14 protein-coding genes and 1 pseudogene are annotated in these 16,952 nt (G+C 41.4%); 11 read left to right on the forward strand and 4 right to left on the reverse strand.

What is annotated here, in order from left to right:
• From AAGG74_RS01755 to AAGG74_RS01765, 3 genes are all read left to right on the forward strand, one after another.
• Window positions 1-1,140, forward strand: coding sequence for a bifunctional cystathionine gamma-lyase/homocysteine desulfhydrase (locus AAGG74_RS01755; protein WP_429674367.1), 1,140 nt, complete (start codon window positions 1-3; stop codon window positions 1,138-1,140).
• Between the two features lie 82 nt (window positions 1,141-1,222).
• Window positions 1,223-1,453: a YrhC family protein gene (locus tag AAGG74_RS01760; protein WP_429674368.1), complete on the forward strand. Its 231-nt coding sequence runs from the start codon at window positions 1,223-1,225 to the stop codon at window positions 1,451-1,453.
• A 265-nt stretch (window positions 1,454-1,718) separates the two neighbouring features.
• Entirely contained in the window at window positions 1,719-2,666 is a 948-nt protein-coding gene (locus AAGG74_RS01765) for a cation diffusion facilitator family transporter (protein WP_429674369.1), read from the forward strand.
• Window positions 2,667-3,102: 436 nt separating this feature from the next.
• On the opposite strand, the gene AAGG74_RS01770 is transcribed toward AAGG74_RS01765, so the two are convergent.
• Complete coding sequence (locus AAGG74_RS01770; protein WP_429674370.1) at window positions 3,103-3,585, reverse strand: helical membrane plugin domain-containing protein; 483 nt, start codon at window positions 3,583-3,585, stop codon at window positions 3,103-3,105.
• An 18-nt stretch (window positions 3,586-3,603) separates the two neighbouring features.
• Entirely contained in the window at window positions 3,604-6,546 is a 2,943-nt protein-coding gene (fdhF, locus tag AAGG74_RS01775; protein WP_429674371.1) for a formate dehydrogenase subunit alpha, read from the reverse strand.
• Between the two features lie 313 nt (window positions 6,547-6,859).
• Here fdhF and AAGG74_RS01780 point away from each other — a divergent pair, with 313 nt between their 5' ends.
• The 7 genes from AAGG74_RS01780 to cypB all read left to right on the forward strand — a co-directional run bounded on the left by AAGG74_RS01780 (window position 6,860) and on the right by cypB (window position 14,045).
• Window positions 6,860-7,228 (forward strand): Na-translocating system protein MpsC family protein, encoded by a 369-nt coding sequence (locus AAGG74_RS01780; RefSeq protein WP_162102306.1) that lies wholly within the window; start codon window positions 6,860-6,862, stop codon window positions 7,226-7,228.
• Between the two features lie 261 nt (window positions 7,229-7,489).
• Window positions 7,490-8,290 carry a formate/nitrite transporter family protein gene (locus AAGG74_RS01785; protein ID WP_162102307.1) on the forward strand — a complete coding sequence of 267 codons (801 nt, stop codon included), beginning with the start codon at window positions 7,490-7,492 and terminating at the stop codon, window positions 8,288-8,290.
• Between the two features lie 378 nt (window positions 8,291-8,668).
• Window positions 8,669-8,818, forward strand: a complete 150-nt coding sequence (locus tag AAGG74_RS01790; RefSeq protein ID WP_162102308.1) for a YrzI family small protein — start codon at window positions 8,669-8,671, stop codon at window positions 8,816-8,818.
• Between the two features lie 152 nt (window positions 8,819-8,970).
• Window positions 8,971-9,129: a hypothetical protein gene (locus tag AAGG74_RS01795; RefSeq protein ID WP_162102309.1), complete on the forward strand. Its 159-nt coding sequence runs from the start codon at window positions 8,971-8,973 to the stop codon at window positions 9,127-9,129.
• Between the two features lie 384 nt (window positions 9,130-9,513).
• A complete protein-coding gene (locus AAGG74_RS01800) occupies window positions 9,514-10,056 on the forward strand; it encodes a class I SAM-dependent methyltransferase (RefSeq protein WP_429674372.1) in 543 nt (180 codons plus the stop codon).
• Between the two features lie 222 nt (window positions 10,057-10,278).
• The gene (gene fatR / locus AAGG74_RS01805; protein WP_162102803.1) at window positions 10,279-10,863 is read left to right on the forward strand and encodes a transcriptional regulator FatR; all 585 of its coding nucleotides are present in this window, start codon (window positions 10,279-10,281) and stop codon (window positions 10,861-10,863) included.
• Between the two features lie 17 nt (window positions 10,864-10,880).
• Window positions 10,881-14,045, forward strand: a complete 3,165-nt coding sequence (gene cypB, locus AAGG74_RS01810) for a bifunctional cytochrome P450/NADPH--P450 reductase CypB (protein WP_429674373.1) — start codon at window positions 10,881-10,883, stop codon at window positions 14,043-14,045.
• 222 nt (window positions 14,046-14,267) lie between these two features.
• Here cypB and AAGG74_RS01815 read toward each other — a convergent pair whose 3' ends face one another.
• Window positions 14,268-14,558, reverse strand: a complete 291-nt coding sequence (locus AAGG74_RS01815; protein WP_162102312.1) for a YrhK family protein — start codon at window positions 14,556-14,558, stop codon at window positions 14,268-14,270.
• 400 nt (window positions 14,559-14,958) lie between these two features.
• Between AAGG74_RS01815 and AAGG74_RS01820 the strand changes: the two are divergent.
• Window positions 14,959-15,342: pseudogene (locus AAGG74_RS01820) on the forward strand (LysE family transporter); the annotation flags it as partial.
• Window positions 15,343-15,436: 94 nt separating this feature from the next.
• Here the strand turns inward: AAGG74_RS01820 and AAGG74_RS01825 are convergent.
• Window positions 15,437-16,825, reverse strand: a complete 1,389-nt coding sequence (locus tag AAGG74_RS01825; protein ID WP_162102313.1) for an amino acid permease — start codon at window positions 16,823-16,825, stop codon at window positions 15,437-15,439.
• Between the last annotated feature and the right edge of the window lie 127 nt (window positions 16,826-16,952).

The raw sequence follows: 16,952 nt of genomic DNA on the forward strand, positions 1-16,952 counted from the left end.
ATGAAGAAAAAAACTTTGATGATTCACGGGGGAATCACAGGTGATGAGAAAACAGGTGCAGTGTCTGTGCCTATTTATCAAGTTAGCACGTACAAGCAGCCGAAAGCAGGGCAGCATACCGGCTATGAGTATTCCAGAACGGCGAATCCGACAAGGTCTGCTCTCGAAACGCTTGTGACAGAGCTGGAAGGCGGGGAAGCGGGTTATGCGTTCAGTTCTGGAATGGCTGCCATTACCGCGGTCATGATGCTGTTTAACAGCGGGGATCATGTCGTGTTGACTGATGATGTGTACGGCGGAACATACCGCGTGATGACAAAGGTGCTTAATCGTCTCGGTATTGAGTCAACATTTGTCGATACAAGCAGCAGAGAAGAAGTTGAAAATGCGATTCGCCCTAACACAAAAGCCATCTATATTGAGACACCGACAAATCCGCTGCTCAAAATTACCGATTTGGCGCTTATGTCTGATATTGCCAAAAAAGCGGATGTTCTGCTTATCGTAGACAATACCTTCAACACGCCTTATTTTCAGCAGCCGCTTGCTTTAGGAGCTGATATCGTGCTTCATAGTGCGACAAAATACCTTGGCGGACACAGTGACGTCGTCGGGGGTTTAGTTGTGACCGCTTCGAAAGAACTTGGTGAAAAGCTCCATTTTGTGCAAAATTCCACAGGCGGCGTGCTCGGTCCTCAAGATTCCTGGCTGTTGATGAGAGGAATTAAAACATTGGGTCTTAGAATGGAAGCGATCGATCAAAATGCGCGGAAAATCGCAAGTTTTCTTGAGAATCACCCTGCTGTTCAAACGTTATATTACCCTGGTTCTTCAAATCATCCCGGACATGAGCTTGCAAAAACACAGGGGTCTGGCTTCGGCGGCATGATCTCCTTTGACATCGGCAGTGAAAAGCAGGTTGATGCATTTTTAGGGAATTTGAAACTGTTTACCATTGCCGAAAGTCTTGGCGCTGTAGAAAGTTTAATTTCTGTTCCGGCAAGAATGACACATGCCTCTATACCGAGAGAGCGTCGGATTGAGCTTGGCATTACAGACGGGCTGATCAGAATTTCGGTAGGAATTGAAGATGCGGAAGATTTACTGGAAGATATTGAGCGGGCGCTTAAAAATATATAACAAATGGATACAATTACTTTCTTTGTAAGCCGCCAGATTATATTATAATAGTCGTATACTATGAATCTGGCAGGTGATTCTTTTGAACAAAATTAGAATGAAATCTTTAAAAGAAGACTATAAGCATTTTGCTTTTACATTGCTTGCAGTCAGCACTTTTTTATATATAGGCGCAGTTCTTCCTGATCAAGGTTTAACGTTAGGCCAGAAATCAACGATGTTTCTAGCGGATTGCGTATTTTTAGCCGGTGCCTTCTTTTGCGCTGATCGTTCACTGATTTATAAGAAGCGTTTAGAGGAAGCTGACGAATAAAAAATGAAGGCAGAGAAGCAAAGCGTGTGTTTGCTTCTCTTTTTTCTGTTTAAATAGTTGCACATATGGTGTTTTGAAATGAGTGGTGAGAAAATTGAGAATGTTTTATGAGGGTCATTTTGACATTTTTATTATCATCATTTATATTATATGAATACATGATCATATATATATCGGTTTGAGTCTTGTTAGAATGTGTAATAACAGATAAGAAATAATAATCGCACATGCATCAAGGAACTTTAATTGAAGGAGGAGATTTTTTATGGGTCACAACCATAGCCATAATCATGCTGCAGGATCCAATAAAAAGGTTTTATTGTTCTCTTTTATCCTTATTACAGGTTATATGGTGATAGAAGTGATAGGCGGGTTTTTAACAAATAGTCTTGCACTCTTATCAGATGCAGGCCATATGCTAAGTGATTCAATCTCATTAATGGTTGCCCTGATTGCTTTTACATTAGCTGAGAAAAAGGCAAGTCACAATCAGACTTTCGGCTATAAACGATTTGAGATTCTTGCCGCTGTTATAAATGGTGTGGCATTAATTCTTATTTCCCTATATATCATTTATGAAGCAATCGGGCGTTTTTCTCATCCGGCAGAAGTAGCAACAACCGGCATGCTTACGATTAGTATCATCGGGTTAATTGTGAATATATTAGTCGCATGGATTATGCTGAGTGGCGGAAATACAGAGCATAATTTGAACATAAGAGGCGCTTATTTACATGTGATAAGCGATATGCTCGGCTCTGTAGGTGCTATTCTAGCTGCGATACTTATCATCTTTTTTGGGTGGAGCTGGGCAGACCCACTGGCTAGTGTTATTGTGGCTATTCTAGTTCTAAGAAGCGGTTACAATGTCACCAAAGATTCCATTCACGTCTTAATGGAAGGAACACCAAAAAATATAGATGTCGATGACATCATTTTGACAATTGAGGAGACAGGGGGAATTCAAAATATACATGATTTACACATCTGGTCCATCACAAGCGGATTAAACGCTCTTTCTTGCCACGCTGTTGTTGATGAGCAGCTGACCATTTCAGAAAGTGAAGGTATTTTGCGTAAAATTGAACATAAGCTTGAACACAAAGACATCACGCATGTAACCATTCAAATGGAAACCGAAGCACATAATCATGACAATGCAATCCTTTGTCAGGCCAAGGTAGAGAAACCTCATGATCATCATCATCACTAAAGCATCTGATTATTGATTATCGAGGCCGTTATAGCCAGTATGAGTGTCTCGCGTATTACTAACATTGTACGATTGAAGCTGGTCGGTTTCAAAAGGTTTATCAATTTGAAATTACGTAATGAAGTGGGGAATTCTGATGTTGTCAGGAGGGCTCATTTATTTTGATTTACTTCGTGGATTTTCTTCAAAACATGAATTGCTGCGTGTCTACAGAAATACGTTAAAAAATTCATCACTCTAATTACAGACAGAAGCAAAAAGTGCCCTCAAATAAAAGAACAAATTGATTAGGGGATTGTCTAGATCAGAACCTAGATCCATTCATTTTATGGCAGCCCATGCAAAAAAAAATCCTTCAAACGTTCAATGAACGAAAGAAGGATTTTTTTAATCAATCAGCAAATAGTTGAATCATGATACGCTAGCAGATTTTAAGTTATTTCTCTTGCAGTTCTTTTCCCATGCCTTTTAAAAACTGAAGGCCGAAGCCGACCGCTCTGTTGATATCAGGATCGTTCATTGCTTTTAAAAGGTCAAGAATTCCGACTTTCTTGTCTTCTTTTAAAAAGCTTTGCGCCTGTTCAGTTCCAGCCATCATGCTTTCTAAAAGTTTTCCTGTGAATTCAGGATCAGCTTTTGTCAATGCGCCTCCGGCGGCCATCATCGTGTTGATGAGATTGGTGACAGGCTCGCGCGAAACTTGGCCAAGTGCAATCTTTGCGATGTCTTCCTTCGCTCTCAGCATGCTTGCTGCAGCATCAAAAATGCCAAGCTCATTGAGCTCATTCATTACCGTCATCGTTTTAGAGACGGCATCTTCATTTTCCGCCAGCAATTCTTTCAGTTCTTCTAATTTTTCAAGTTTGATTTGTTCTGCTGTTTTTGTTTCTTTTTTGATCGTTGTAATCGGAGCTGCCATTTGTTCTCCTCCTTTCGTTTAATCGGTCAGATGGACATAGCCTGGTCGGTTCCATTTTCTTTCTGCTTCAACCCCGTTTTGCGGGTGGCGTTTTTTGTTGCGCGGATTTGTTTTCGGAAGCGGCGCTGTTTCACAGCCTCCAAGCACCTCCATGCGAACTTTTGTCTGTTTGTAAGCAGGCGTATGTGTCCGTGTATCAGCCGCAGGACCTGTCAGGAAGTTAATCGCTGACTCCTTGTCTGTTGAATTCATCGGCAGATAGAGTTCATTTTTTCGCACACGGTCTGTGATCAGCGCGTTTAATTTGACTGCCCCGAACGGAGACACGAGACGGACAAACGAACCGTCACAAATTCCTCGCTCCTCTGCAAGCTCAGGTGAGATTTCAACAAATACGTTCGGTACTTTGGCTTGAATGCCTTTCGATTTATTTGTCATGTTTCCTTCATGGAAGTGCTCCAGCATCCGGCCGTTATTGATATGAAGGTCATATTCTTCTGGGAAGAACGCTGGCTCAGTCCAATCATTAAGGGCAAAGCGAGCTTTTTTGTCAGGGAAATTAAATCCGTCTTCATATAGAAGAGGTGTGCTTTCGCCTGTGAAGCTGCCCCATAGGAAGGTGTTCCAGCCTTCAAGCACCTCATAGCTTGCTTGAGCAAACAGAGGAGAAAGGCTTGCCATTTCTGAGAAAATGTCACTTGGATGACTGTAATTCCAGTTCGCTCCTAAACGGTTCGCCACCTCTTGGATAATCCACCAGTCCGGTTTCGCATCACCAAGCGTTGGGAGCGCCTGATACAATCGCTGCACGCGGCGTTCTGTATTTGTAAATGTCCCGTCTTTTTCAAGCGAAGGAGTGGCAGGCAAGATGACATCGGCATATTGAGCTGTTCTTGACATGAAGATGTCCTGAACGACAAAGAAATCAAGGCTTGATAAAATATCATGCACACGGTTTGCGTTTGAATCGACAAGCGCCATATCTTCACCGACAAGGTACATTGCTTTCATGTCACCATCTTCAATGGAATGAAGCATTTGAATATTATCTAAACCAGGCTTACCGTCAATTGTGACACCATATGCCTCTTCAAATTTTGCACGGGCATTGTCATCTGTAATATGCTGATATCCCGGCAGCCAGCCTGGCAGTGTACCCATATCACAAGCGCCTTGGACGTTATTATGACCGCGCAAAGGATAAGCGCCTGCACCGGGACGGCGATAGTTGCCTGTAGCGAGAAGCAGGTTTGAAATCGCTGCTGATGTATCAGAACCGCCTGTATTTTGTGTGACACCCATTCCCCAAAGGACACAAGTGCCGTCAGCATCACGAATCATTTCAGCAATTTCAATCATGTTTTCTTTTGAAAGACCTGTGACGCGTTCTGCATATTCAAGTGTATACGTTTGAAGCGTCTCTTTATAATCTTCAAAGAAATTCACGTTTTCATCAATAAATGCCTGATCGTGCCAGCCTTGGTCAATCATATATTTCGTCACAGCCATCAGCCAAACTTGGTCTGTGCCTTGTTGAGGGCTGATGAACAAATCAGACCGCTCAGCCATTTCGTTTTTACGCAAATCGGCAACAATCAGTTTTTGACCGTTGAGCTTGTGAGCCCGTTTGACACGAGTGGCAAGCACAGGGTGTCCTTCCGCCGGATTGGCGCCAACAATAATAACAAGACCGGCTTTGGCAATATCTTTAATCGTGCCGGCGTCACCGCCCATGCCGACAGTGCGGAACAATCCGTCTGTAGCAGGAGACTGGCAGTAGCGTGAGCAGTTATCGACGTTATTTGTCTCAAATACCTGACGCGCTAATTTTTGGATAACATAGTTTTCTTCATTCGTAATTTTAGAAGAAGAAATAAAGCCGACAGAGCCATTGCCGTGCTGCTCTTTAATCGTTCCTAATCTGCTTGCGACAAGGTCGAGGGCTTCTTCCCAAGAAGATTCAACAAAAGCTCCGTTTTTACGGATTAAAGGTTTTGTGATCCGTTCTTCAGAATTGACGAAATCCCAGCCGAATTTCCCTTTGACACATGTAGAAATCGCATTAACAGGAGCGTCAGAAACAGGCTGGATTTTTAAAATATCCCGTCCTTTTGTCCATACTTCAAAAGAACATCCGACACCGCAGAACGTACATACTGTTTTTGTTTTTTTCGTTCTCGTTTCACGCATAGCCGCCTCAACTTCAGAAACAGCAAAAATGCTGCCGTAATCAGGCTCAACGTTTTTCACGAGGTCAATCATCGGTTCCATGACATCCTCTTTGATGCCTGTCATAAAGCCAGCCTGTCCGAGCATTGATTTTTCCATCAGCGCATTGCATGGGCATACAGTGACACATTGGCCGCAGCTGACACAAGAGGATTCATTAATTGAAACTCCCTCATCCCAAATCACACGAGGACGTTCGCGTTCCCAGTCGATTGAGAGTGTTTCATTTACCTGAAGGTTTTGACAAACTTCAACACACTGGCCGCAGGCAATGCATTGGTTTGGATCATAGCGGTAAAAAGGGTGAGACATATCTACCGCACAAGATGGATCTTCTTTTGGCGTATAAGGGTATTTTTGATGCTCGATTCCCATCATTTCCGCTGTATTATGCAGCGTACAGTTCCCATTGTTGTTATCGCAAACCGTGCAATATAGCAAATGATTTTCAAGAAGGCGGTCCATTGCTTCGGTTTGCGCCTCTTTCACCCGGTTGCCCGAAAGGTCAATTGACATTCCGTTTTCTGCAACAGTAGAACATGAACGAACCAGTTTGCCATCCACTTCTACAATACAAGTATCACAAGTTTGAATCGGGTCAACCTCCGGAACGTGGCAGATCTGCGGATACTCAATCCCATTTTCATTTAAAATATCTAAAATTGTGGCACCTGCTCGTGCTTGAATCTCTGTTCCGTCTACACGGACATTGACCGACTTAACGTCCATCATATTCATATTCCCCTCCATCTGTCTTTCAAGAAGTCAAAAAGCCATGTGTAGATACACCTGCCCTTCATTATAAGAAAGGTGTAAACACACATGGCGGAATAGTTCACTAGCAAGTCTTACTAACAGACCAATCCTTGATTTTTATAAACCGATAGACTCATAACAAGAACCTATTACAAATCCATCAATACTGCTTTTATTATAAAGTGATATTTATTATAATACAATATAGTATGAAAATTTTAACCAAGTGAAATGTCCTAAGGGGAATTGGGAAAAGCTTTTGTAAGCAATATCGGAAGGGGTAATCGGCTTGTCAAAAAAAATTCATGAGTTCAATGATATTATACGAAAACTTCGCAAAGAATTGTTCGGAAAAGGGCCTGAAAGGATTCATACTGTATTTGTAGAAAATATGGCAGTCTCAACACTGTACGGAAACCTGAGTGCAAGCGAGCAGTTTATCGCCCGCACACCTGAAGGAAGAGAAATGGTGCATGCGGCTCGGACAAGCCTCATTCAAGACCTTTATTCTAAACAAACACCGGAAGGAATGGAGGAACTGATTGGCGCAAAGCTTGTTCATTTGTTTTCAGATATTAAAATTGAGGAAAATATCGCTGTATCTGTGTTTGTCTTTGACCAAAAAGTAGATGAGCAAAAAGAAGCTCTGCAAAACTAGCAAATTTGTCGTTGACACAAATTTGTCACATTTGATATGATGTTGCTACAGTTATAGAAGGCTTAAAGCGATGGAATGTATGCAAGAACTGTATATATTCTCTTTCAAAATCTTACATTCTGCTTGATATTGTTGTATGGGTATGCATACAAATTAGGCAGCATTCAAACGCCTGTTTGGTACGGGTTATTTGAGTGCTGTCTTTTTTATTGCCTTTCTGTCATGACTGAGGAAAAGAAGAAATAATGGAGGCGTTCTAATATGGCTTTTCGTAAACCGGATGAAATTGCGGATATAGCAATTGAAGCAGGAGTGAAAAAAATAAAGCTCCCGCTGTCATCTCTGCTTGTGCTCGGATTTTTAGGAGGCGCATTTATCGCGCTTGGTTACTTGCTTGATATCAGGGTCATCGGTGATCTTCCGAAAGAATGGGGGAGTCTGTCCAGCTTGATCGGAGCTGCAGTATTTCCCGTCGGTCTGGTCCTTGTGGTTCTCGCTGGTGGTGAACTGATCACAGGCAATATGATGTCAGTGGCAATGGCTTTATTTTCGAGAAAAATATCAGTAAAAGAATTGGCGATTAACTGGGGAATCATCACGATGATGAACTTAATCGGCGCATTGTTTGTTGCTTACTTTTTCGGGCATTTGGTTGGATTGACTGAAACAGGGCCTTATTTAGAAAAAACGGTCGCTGTTGCGCAAGGAAAGCTTGATATGAGCTTCGGCAAAGTTCTCGTTTCCGGTATCGGCTGTAACTGGCTTGTATGTCTTGCGGTATGGCTTTCGTTTGGCGCTCAAGACGGAGCAGGGAAAATCCTCGGCATCTGGTTCCCGGTTATGGCTTTTGTGGCAATTGGATTTCAGCACGTTGTCGCCAACATGTTTGTGATACCTGCTGCTATTTTTGCAGGTTCGTTCACATGGGGGCAGTTCCTCGGCAACATTATTCCGGCTTTTATCGGAAATGTCATCGGCGGAGCGATCTTTGTCGGTCTCATTTATTTTATTGCATATCATAAAAAAGATCGCTCTAGAAAAGAAATGAAACAAGTATCATAACTGTAGGACAAATTGATCTGATGATCCATACAATTTCCGTCCATTTTTAGTAAAATATGTTTACAAAATATAATTTGGTGGATATACTTACAAAGGAAGAAAAAAGCAAAGGAGGCTGAACAAAATGACAATGAGACAACGACGTCGACCTGTATGTGGTATTCATCGTTCATTCAGCCTGTGGAAGAGTTCGTGTCCTTCCTTAACCGTTGCTTATTGCACGCGTTAAATTTGGAATAGTCGGACATACGCAGCTCCCCGCAGGCAGTAGAGGCATTGGTGTCTTCTTTTGTCTGCGGTTTTTTATTTGCCCGCGGCAGAAAGGATAATGCCGCGGGTTATTTCGCTGAAAGTGGACTTTGAAAGGGGGTGAGCGATATGACGATTAACCTATTCTTTTTAACAGTAACGATTAACAAACGGTTTAAAAGACCGGAAGAGTTCGAACGAGAACAGCAGATTGAGCAGATTTATGATGAAATGAAAGAGTCTCAGCTAAAGCATCTTTATTTAACAAACTGGATCTAAATCAATGAGAAACCTGAAGGGGGAGATGAAATATGCTTAGAATGGAGCTATTAATGCATTATACAATAGAGAAGGACCAGGTTTAGCGAGGCTGTCAAGAAATGATCAGCCTGCATATGATAAATCAATATTACAGTAAGGCAGGTGATGGCATGATGAACAATGATCAAAAGAGACTGCCGTCGATTGGACATGGCTATGCTTCTATGCCGCATTCCTTTAAACATGGTTATGGAAATCCGTTTCGTCAGCAAAGACTGATGGCCATGCAGCAGCAAAGGCTTTATGTGTTCCCTTATCATTGGCAGTAGAAAACATGTTATTTTCTTTTCGGCAGGTCGACAATTTCTTGCGTTCATTGTCAGGACTGAGGAAAGAAACGGGCGGCTAAATGCCAAACACACTCTATCTAAACAACGCAGTCATCACCTTCTAAACTTCAAAGGGATTCCATCACGCTGAAAATATGACAAAATGCTAAAATGAAAACCATTTTAGCATTTTGTCAACAAATCTAGGCAGAAAACATGTTGTTTTCTGCTTTTTTTGCGGGAGAAACGAAAAAGTTTAGTTCTATTGAAACATTCTTAAACACATTGCCGTCTAGTTGATATCTCATTCCCAATCCAATATGAAGACACTGTTTATTTTTTAAATATAATAAATCAACATAGAACCAAAAGCAGGTGTTTAAAATGCTAGAAAATAAACTTTATAAACGATCAAATTTTTTGGAATTAGTTTCTCGGAAATATAAGCAAACAAAAACAATTGAGTATATGATGATTGACTTTATAAACATACAAGAAAATGACAGAATTTTAGAAATTGGAATCAGTAATGGCAAGATTTTTAAGAGCATAAACGAGAGACTGGAAAAGGGAAGTTTAAAAAGTATTGACCCTTCAAAGCGAAAAGTAAGGCAGCTTTCTCGTGCAAATCGAAGGAACAAGAGGAAAAGAGAGATTGTTCATGGCTATCCTGAGAACATTCCCTTTGCTGACCGCACCTTTAATAAAGTGTTTTCTTTACATACAGTTCAGAGCTGCACTGATATAAGGATTGCCTTAAGGGAAATTTACCGTGTGCTTCAAATCGATGGCCGCTTTTACCTCTGTATTGATGGAAATATAGGTGAGAAAAAGAACATGTATATTCAGCTGCTGAGAGAACAGTATTTTAGGGACCTTTCTGTCATGAGGTGTGATTCCTGTCTTTGTATTGTGGCTGTTAAATAAAATCATTTCTCGGGAAATATATCCAGTCCATTCATTTGAGGATTTGGGTATATTTTCTTAATTTTTAATTATTTACATATAATTTATATTAAAAAAAGTTTTTTTCAGATAAACTAGGGATATAAGAAAAGATAAAGAGGTGATATCAGACAGATCAAACATCATAACGAACAAAAGGAATGAATATTCATTCCGCAAATGAATCGGAGGTTGTCACATTACATGTTATCCGCATCCAGCAGTAAATACGACATGATTATGAAAGCGGCCGTCTCGCTTTTTACGGAAAGGGGATTTAATGCTGCCACTATCCCTATGATAGCCGAGCGTGCTCATGTAGGAACGGGAACGATCTACCGTTATTTTGAAAGCAAAGAAACACTTGTCAACGTATTGTTTCAAGAAAGCATCCAGCGCTTTACGGAAAAGCTAAAGCAGGATTTTTCAGAATTGCCAGTCAGAGAGGGCTTTCACCACGTATTTTGCTGTCTTGTTCAATTTACGAAAGAGAGTGACTACGCGCTTTTTTTCCTTGAAACGAAGAAAGACGCTCATTACTTAAATGATACAAGCAGATTCATGTTAGAAAATCTGATTCACATGCTTGATGACTATTTTAACAAGGGAAAAGCAGAAGGCGTGATACGCAGCTTGCCCTCTAATGTGTTAATTGCGATTGTGTTAGGGGCGTTTCTGAAGATATATCAGCTTGTCCAATCGGGTGACATCGAGATGGACATAGGTTTAATGACTGAATTAGAACAATGCTGCTGGGATGCCATTAAGCTCCATTCATCACAAAAATAGGAAAGGAAGATGTGTTAGTGAAACAGGCAAGCGCAATACCTCAGCCCAAAACATACGGACCTTTGAAAAACCTTCCGCATTTGGAAAAAGAACAGCTTTCTCAATCTTTATGGCGGATAGCTGATGACTTGGGACCGATTTTCCGTTTCGATTTTCCGGGGGTTTCCAGTGTTTTTGTGTCCGGACACAATCTCGTAGCCGAAGTGTGTGATGAAAGCCGCTTTGATAAAAATCTTGGTAAAGCCTTGCAAAAGGTGCGCGAGTTCGGCGGAGATGGCTTATTTACTAGCTGGTCACATGAACCGAATTGGCAAAAAGCCCACCGCATTTTGCTGCCGAGTTTCAGTCAAAAAGCAATGAAAGGCTATCATTCTATGATGCTGGATATCGCAACCCAGCTGATTCAGAAATGGAGCCGGCTTAATCCTAATGAAGAAATTGATGTAGCGGACGATATGACTCGTCTGACGCTTGATACAATCGGGTTATGCGGGTTTAACTATCGATTCAACAGCTTTTATCGTGATTCTCAGCATCCGTTTATCACCAGTATGCTTCGTGCTTTAAAAGAAGCGATGAATCAATCGAAAAGACTGGGTCTGCAAGATAAGATGATGGTGAAAAAGAAGCTGCAGTTCCAAAAGGATATAGAAGACATGAACTCTCTGGTTGATAGAATGATAGCGGAGCGAAAAGCGAATCCGGATGAAAATATTAAAGATCTTTTATCACTCATGCTTTATGCCAAAGATCCTGTAACAGGTGAAACGCTGGATGATGAAAACATCAGATACCAAATAATCACATTTTTAATTGCGGGGCACGAAACAACAAGCGGTTTGCTTTCATTTGCGATCTACTGTCTGCTTTCATATCCGGAAAAACTGAAAAAAGCCCAGGAGGAAGCGGATCGGGTATTAACGGGTGACACGCCGGAATATAAACAAATTCAGCAGCTGAAATACATTCGGATGGTTTTAAATGAAACAATCAGGCTGTACCCAACAGCTCCAGCCTTTTCTCTCTACGCGAAGGAAGATACCGTTTTAGGAGGGGAATACCCAATCAGCAAAGGGCAGCCTGTTACCGTTTTGATTCCGAAACTGCACCGGGATCAAGATGCATGGGGCGAGGATGCGGAAGAGTTTCGTCCGGAACGATTTGAAGACCCTTCGCGTATTCCTCACCATGCGTATAAGCCGTTTGGAAACGGACAGCGCGCTTGTATCGGTATGCAGTTTGCTCTCCAAGAGGCCACAATGGTTCTCGGCCTTGTATTGAAGCATTTTGATTTGATGAGCAATCCTGGGTATGAACTGAAAATCAAAGAGGCATTAACAATCAAGCCGGATGAATTTAAAATTACTGTGAAACCGCGGAAAACAGCAGAAATCAATGTGCGAACAAAAGAACAAGCTGATATCAAAACAGAACGAAAGCCGCAAGAAACAAAATCCAAACACGGCACACCATTACTCGTTCTTTATGGTTCAAATCTAGGAACAGCGGAAGGAATAGCTGGTGAACTGGCTGCTTACGGCCGCCAAATGGGCTTTACATCCGAAACAGCGCCGCTGGACGATTATATCGGCAAGCTTCCCACACAAGGCGCAGTAATCATCGTCACCGCTTCTTATAATGGGACTCCTCCTGATAATGCTGCCGGCTTTGTAGAGTGGCTGGATGAGCTTGAGGAAGGCCAATTGAAAGGGGTTTCCTATGCGGTGTTCGGGTGCGGAAATCGGAGCTGGGCCAGCACGTATCAGCGAATTCCCCGCCTCATAGATGACATGATGGAAGCAAAGGGAGCATCACGTTTAACAAAGATTGGGGAAGGCGATGCCGCCGATGACTTTGAAAGCCATCGCGAGTCTTGGGAAAACCGCTTCTGGAAGGAAACGATGGAGGCATTCGATATAAACGAAGTATCTGAGAAAAAAGACAGGTCTTCCTTATCGATTACTTTTCTCAGTGAAGCGACGGACACGCCGCTTGCCAAAGCATATGGCGCGTTTGAAGGGCTCATTTTGGAGAATCGAGAGCTTCAATCAGCGGACAGCCAGCGTTCCACCCGTCATATAGAATTGCAGCTTCCTGACGGCAACACATATAAAGAAGGCGATCATATTGGCATATTGCCAAAAAACAGCCAGAAGCTCGTTCAGCGGGTTCTCAACCGATTCGATTTGCAGCCAAGCCATGTAATCAAAATCAGCGGAAGCCCTCATATGGCTCATCTTCCGATGGATCGGCCAATCAAAGTGGCAGATTTGTTGGCATCCTATGTGGAGCTTCAGGAGCCGGCTTCACGGCTTCAGCTGCGGGAACTGGCTTCATATACAGTCTGTCCGCCGCATCAAAAAGAGCTTGAAATGCTCATTTTAGAGGATCGCATTTACAAAGAGCAGGTATTGGCAAAACGTCTCACCATGCTTGATCTTTTAGAGGATTATCCTGCCTGCGAAATACCGTTTGAACGATTTTTAGAGCTATTGCCTTCATTAAAACCGAGATATTATTCCATTTCAAGCTCACCGAAAGTCCATGCCAACATCGTGAGTATGACAGTAGGTGTTGTTAAAGCTTCGGCTTGGAGCGGGCGAGGTGAATACCGTGGTGTCGCTTCTAATTATTTAGCAGAGCTGGGTACAGGTGATACAGCAGCCTGCTTCATTCGAACGCCGCAATCCGGATTCCAGATGCCTGGTAATCCTGAAACACCAATAATTATGGTCGGACCGGGTACAGGAATTGCGCCATTCAGAGGCTTTATTCAGGCAAGATCTGTTTTAAAGAAGGAAGGCAACACGCTTGGTGAAGCTCTTTTATACTTCGGCTGCCGGTGTCCGGATCATGATGATCTTTACAGGCAAGAGCTGGATCAAGCGGAACAGGATGGTTTGGTGACAATCCGCCGATGCTACTCACGCGTCGATAACGCACCAAAAGAATATGTACAGCATTTGCTCAAACAAGATATGAAGGAATTGATATCACTCATTGAAAAAGGGGCTCACATTTACATTTGCGGTGACGGATCGCAAATGGCTCCTGATGTAGAGAATACATTGCGTCTGGCTTATGAAGCTGAAAAAGGAGCCAGTCGAGAAGAATCAGCTGATTGGCTGATCAAGCTGCAAGCCCAAAAACGTTATGTAAAAGACGTATGGACAGGTATGTAAAAAATAAAATCCCGCCATCAGCTTGGCGGGATGATTTTGCATGTGAGAAAACCGGCACGATAATGAAATCTACTGAAAAGGATGTTATAGGGAGTATCGCACCGGCCTTATTGTTCATATCGTCACACAAGGACAAAAGTTTAGTATTTTTCACCTTGTTTTTTGAATTGAGTAGTCTTAAAGTCTTATTTTGAGTGTTTTATTCTCGCCTTTTTCTCAAGATTAGCTATCTTTTGAAGGTCGATGTTTAAATTGGTGTTCCAAATGTTTTCGGTAATGAAAGTCATGAATGAGCCGGATCGTGGGTCTTATTAACAGCAGGAAGCTTCCAAGCGCAAACAGCCATATCCCTGCCGACATTAATTGGTCATAAAAAAAGAAAAAGCTCCCGATCAGAAACAAAGCACCAATGATAAAATCATTTACTGTATAAAGAACCTTATATTGTTTTTTGAAAAAAGGCTCGTATTGAGTGAATTCCTTTTTGATCTCATTTTCTGTGTGAGGCGCCATTCTTGCTCCTCCTCCTTCAATATTCCTTACCCTACTCTAAATTCTAGGTAAACATACAGAGGAAAGAAATCTCTTTTGTTTTTTACCATAATGTATCTCAGTCGAATCCTTGCATACTCACTAATTGACCGAATAGGCTATCGATTATATAGATCTCTATCAGGTTTTTATTTCAAAATGGTACAAGCAAAAGAAGTAGCTGACAAAGCTATTTGGCTGTTCAAGGGAAGCAGAGTGTGAAAAAATAATTTCATCACAGTAGGGTTCCAAACTTCTCAATCCGTGACAAATGGAGGGGAAATGCTTGTCGAAAAAACATCTACCCAAATATAGCGTATTTTGAAATCTGAATAGGCAGAAATTTTCGCCGCAACTGAATGAGATTTTCTCCAAACCTTTTTATTTAGGAATCAACATTTTTTGCCAAAAGCAATTTCTGATAGGTGATTTGCAGTCTCAAACAACAACCACAGAATGTACTCCTCCGAAACGTTATTATTAAACTTCCTTTATGCAGTAGTCACTCAGTAACATTCTCAATCCTAAAACTGTTTTGGTCTATTTACAATCATGCTCTAATTTATCAATTTAAACGAAAATATAAACCAGAAGCTCATCATTTTTGCCCCAATTCTTACTATTTTAGCGGTGTTGTGGTTTCATTTTCTCATTTATATAATTGATTTCGTGAAAAAATGGATGAAAATTCGAAGTTTCAGAAAGCTTTCAAAAAATAAATGGAATCATATTAGTTATTGTTGGTATCAAAACTGGTTTGAACTGATACTTGCGTTTTCTAGACTCCGGTAATATCAATTTTATTTCATGTCAGACGCATAAAAAAAGACAAGGAGTGTGTACTCCTTGTCTTTTTGTTATTATTTAATTTTATGTCCTCTTATGGTCTGTATTTTATACATCACAATCAATAAAAGAAACCAGACCGGGGTGACAAACAAAGCAACACGCGTATCATTCGCCAGTGCCAATACGACAAGTATGAACACGAGAAATGCGAGTGTTAAGTAGTTGGATAATGGGTAAAAAGGCATTTTGAATTTGATTTCCTTCGCAGCTTGCTGTCTTGTTTTTCGATATTTCAAATGGCAAATCACCGTAATGCCCCAAATGAATATGAAGCATATAGTAGAAACACTAGTAATCAGTGTAAAGACTTGTTCCGGCATTATATAATTCAGGCTAACACCAATCAGAATAGCGATAGTGGAAAAAAACAAGGCATTGCTTGGAACGTTAGATGAAGTCAATTTTTTTAGTGCCCCAGGTGCATGATGATCTTTCGCAAGAGAATAGACCATACGGCTTGTACTGAATAAAGCACTGTTGGCAGCTGATGCCGCTGATGTTAAAACCACAAAATTGATCATACTGGCAGCCGCAACAATACCTACAGCAGAAAATACTTGAACAAATGGGCTTTCATTTGGATCCAATACGTTCCAAGGATAGATACACATAATGACAAACAGTGCACCGACATAAAAAAGTAAAATCCGGGCAGGAATTTGATTGATGGCTTTAGGAATTACTTTTTGCGGATTTTCGGTTTCACCTGCAGTCAATCCAACAAGCTCAATTCCCACAAAAGCGAAGGCCACCATTTGAAATGAGAGGATAAATCCATGCCATCCATTAGGAAACATACCGCCGTGGCTCCAAAGGTTTGTAAGGCTTGCTGAGCCGGAAGCTGCGGAAAAACCTTTCACAATCAAGATAATACCAGTTACGATAAGAGCCAGTATGGCAATGACTTTGATTAATGCAAACCAGAACTCTAATTCTCCGAAAAGTTTAACAGTGGCAAGATTCATAGTCAGCAGGATGATAAGCGCAATAAGGCCCGGCAGCCATTGAGGCACATCGGGAATCCAATATTGCGTATAAATACCGACCGCTGTTAAATCAGCCATCGCCAGCGAAATCCAGCAAAACCAGTAGGTCCAGCCGGTGATATATGCTGCCATGTTGCCTAAATAGTCCCTTACAAAATCAACAAAAGAGTGATATCCCGTATTTGATAGGAGCAGTTCTCCGAGCGAACGCATAATGAAAAAGCAAAAGACTCCAGTGATCAAGTAAGCAAATAAAATGGATGGTCCTGCAAAGTGGATGGATTTTCCCGATCCTAAGAAGAGGCCTGTTCCGATTGCACCACCGATCGCCATTAATTGTATATGCCTGTTTTTAAGGCCTCTAGACAATTTTTGGGGTTGTCCAAAATTGTCTTTCGTAGAATTGCCTGTCAATGTCAACTTCCTCCAATAACCAAAGATAAATAAAGTTTTACCGAATATTATATCATCTAAGAGAATACAATATTTGATTTCTGAATTTTGAAAATATAATTCACTTCTTCAAAATGTTAAGTTTCTT

Origin of the sequence: Bacillus mexicanus, from assembly GCF_050445615.1 — a bacterium.
GTDB classification, from domain to species: domain Bacteria; phylum Bacillota; class Bacilli; order Bacillales; family Bacillaceae; genus Bacillus; species Bacillus mexicanus.

Excerpts from the sequence above, each read along its gene's own strand:
- AAGG74_RS01755 (WP_429674367.1), top strand. The coding sequence starts at position 1 with ATGAAGAAAAAAACTTTGATGATTCACGGGGGAATCACAGGTGATGAG.
- AAGG74_RS01765 (WP_429674369.1), top strand. The coding sequence starts at position 1,719 with ATGGGTCACAACCATAGCCATAATCATGCTGCAGGATCCAATAAAAAG.
- AAGG74_RS01770 (WP_429674370.1), bottom strand. The coding sequence starts at position 3,585 with ATGGCAGCTCCGATTACAACGATCAAAAAAGAAACAAAAACAGCAGAA.
- fdhF (WP_429674371.1), bottom strand. The coding sequence starts at position 6,546 with ATGATGGACGTTAAGTCGGTCAATGTCCGTGTAGACGGAACAGAGATT.
- AAGG74_RS01785 (WP_162102307.1), top strand. The coding sequence starts at position 7,490 with ATGGCTTTTCGTAAACCGGATGAAATTGCGGATATAGCAATTGAAGCA.
- AAGG74_RS01790 (WP_162102308.1), top strand. The coding sequence starts at position 8,669 with ATGACGATTAACCTATTCTTTTTAACAGTAACGATTAACAAACGGTTT.
- AAGG74_RS01795 (WP_162102309.1), top strand. The coding sequence starts at position 8,971 with ATGATGAACAATGATCAAAAGAGACTGCCGTCGATTGGACATGGCTAT.
- AAGG74_RS01800 (WP_429674372.1), top strand. The coding sequence starts at position 9,514 with ATGCTAGAAAATAAACTTTATAAACGATCAAATTTTTTGGAATTAGTT.
- fatR (WP_162102803.1), top strand. The coding sequence starts at position 10,279 with ATGTTATCCGCATCCAGCAGTAAATACGACATGATTATGAAAGCGGCC.
- AAGG74_RS01815 (WP_162102312.1), bottom strand. The coding sequence starts at position 14,558 with ATGGCGCCTCACACAGAAAATGAGATCAAAAAGGAATTCACTCAATAC.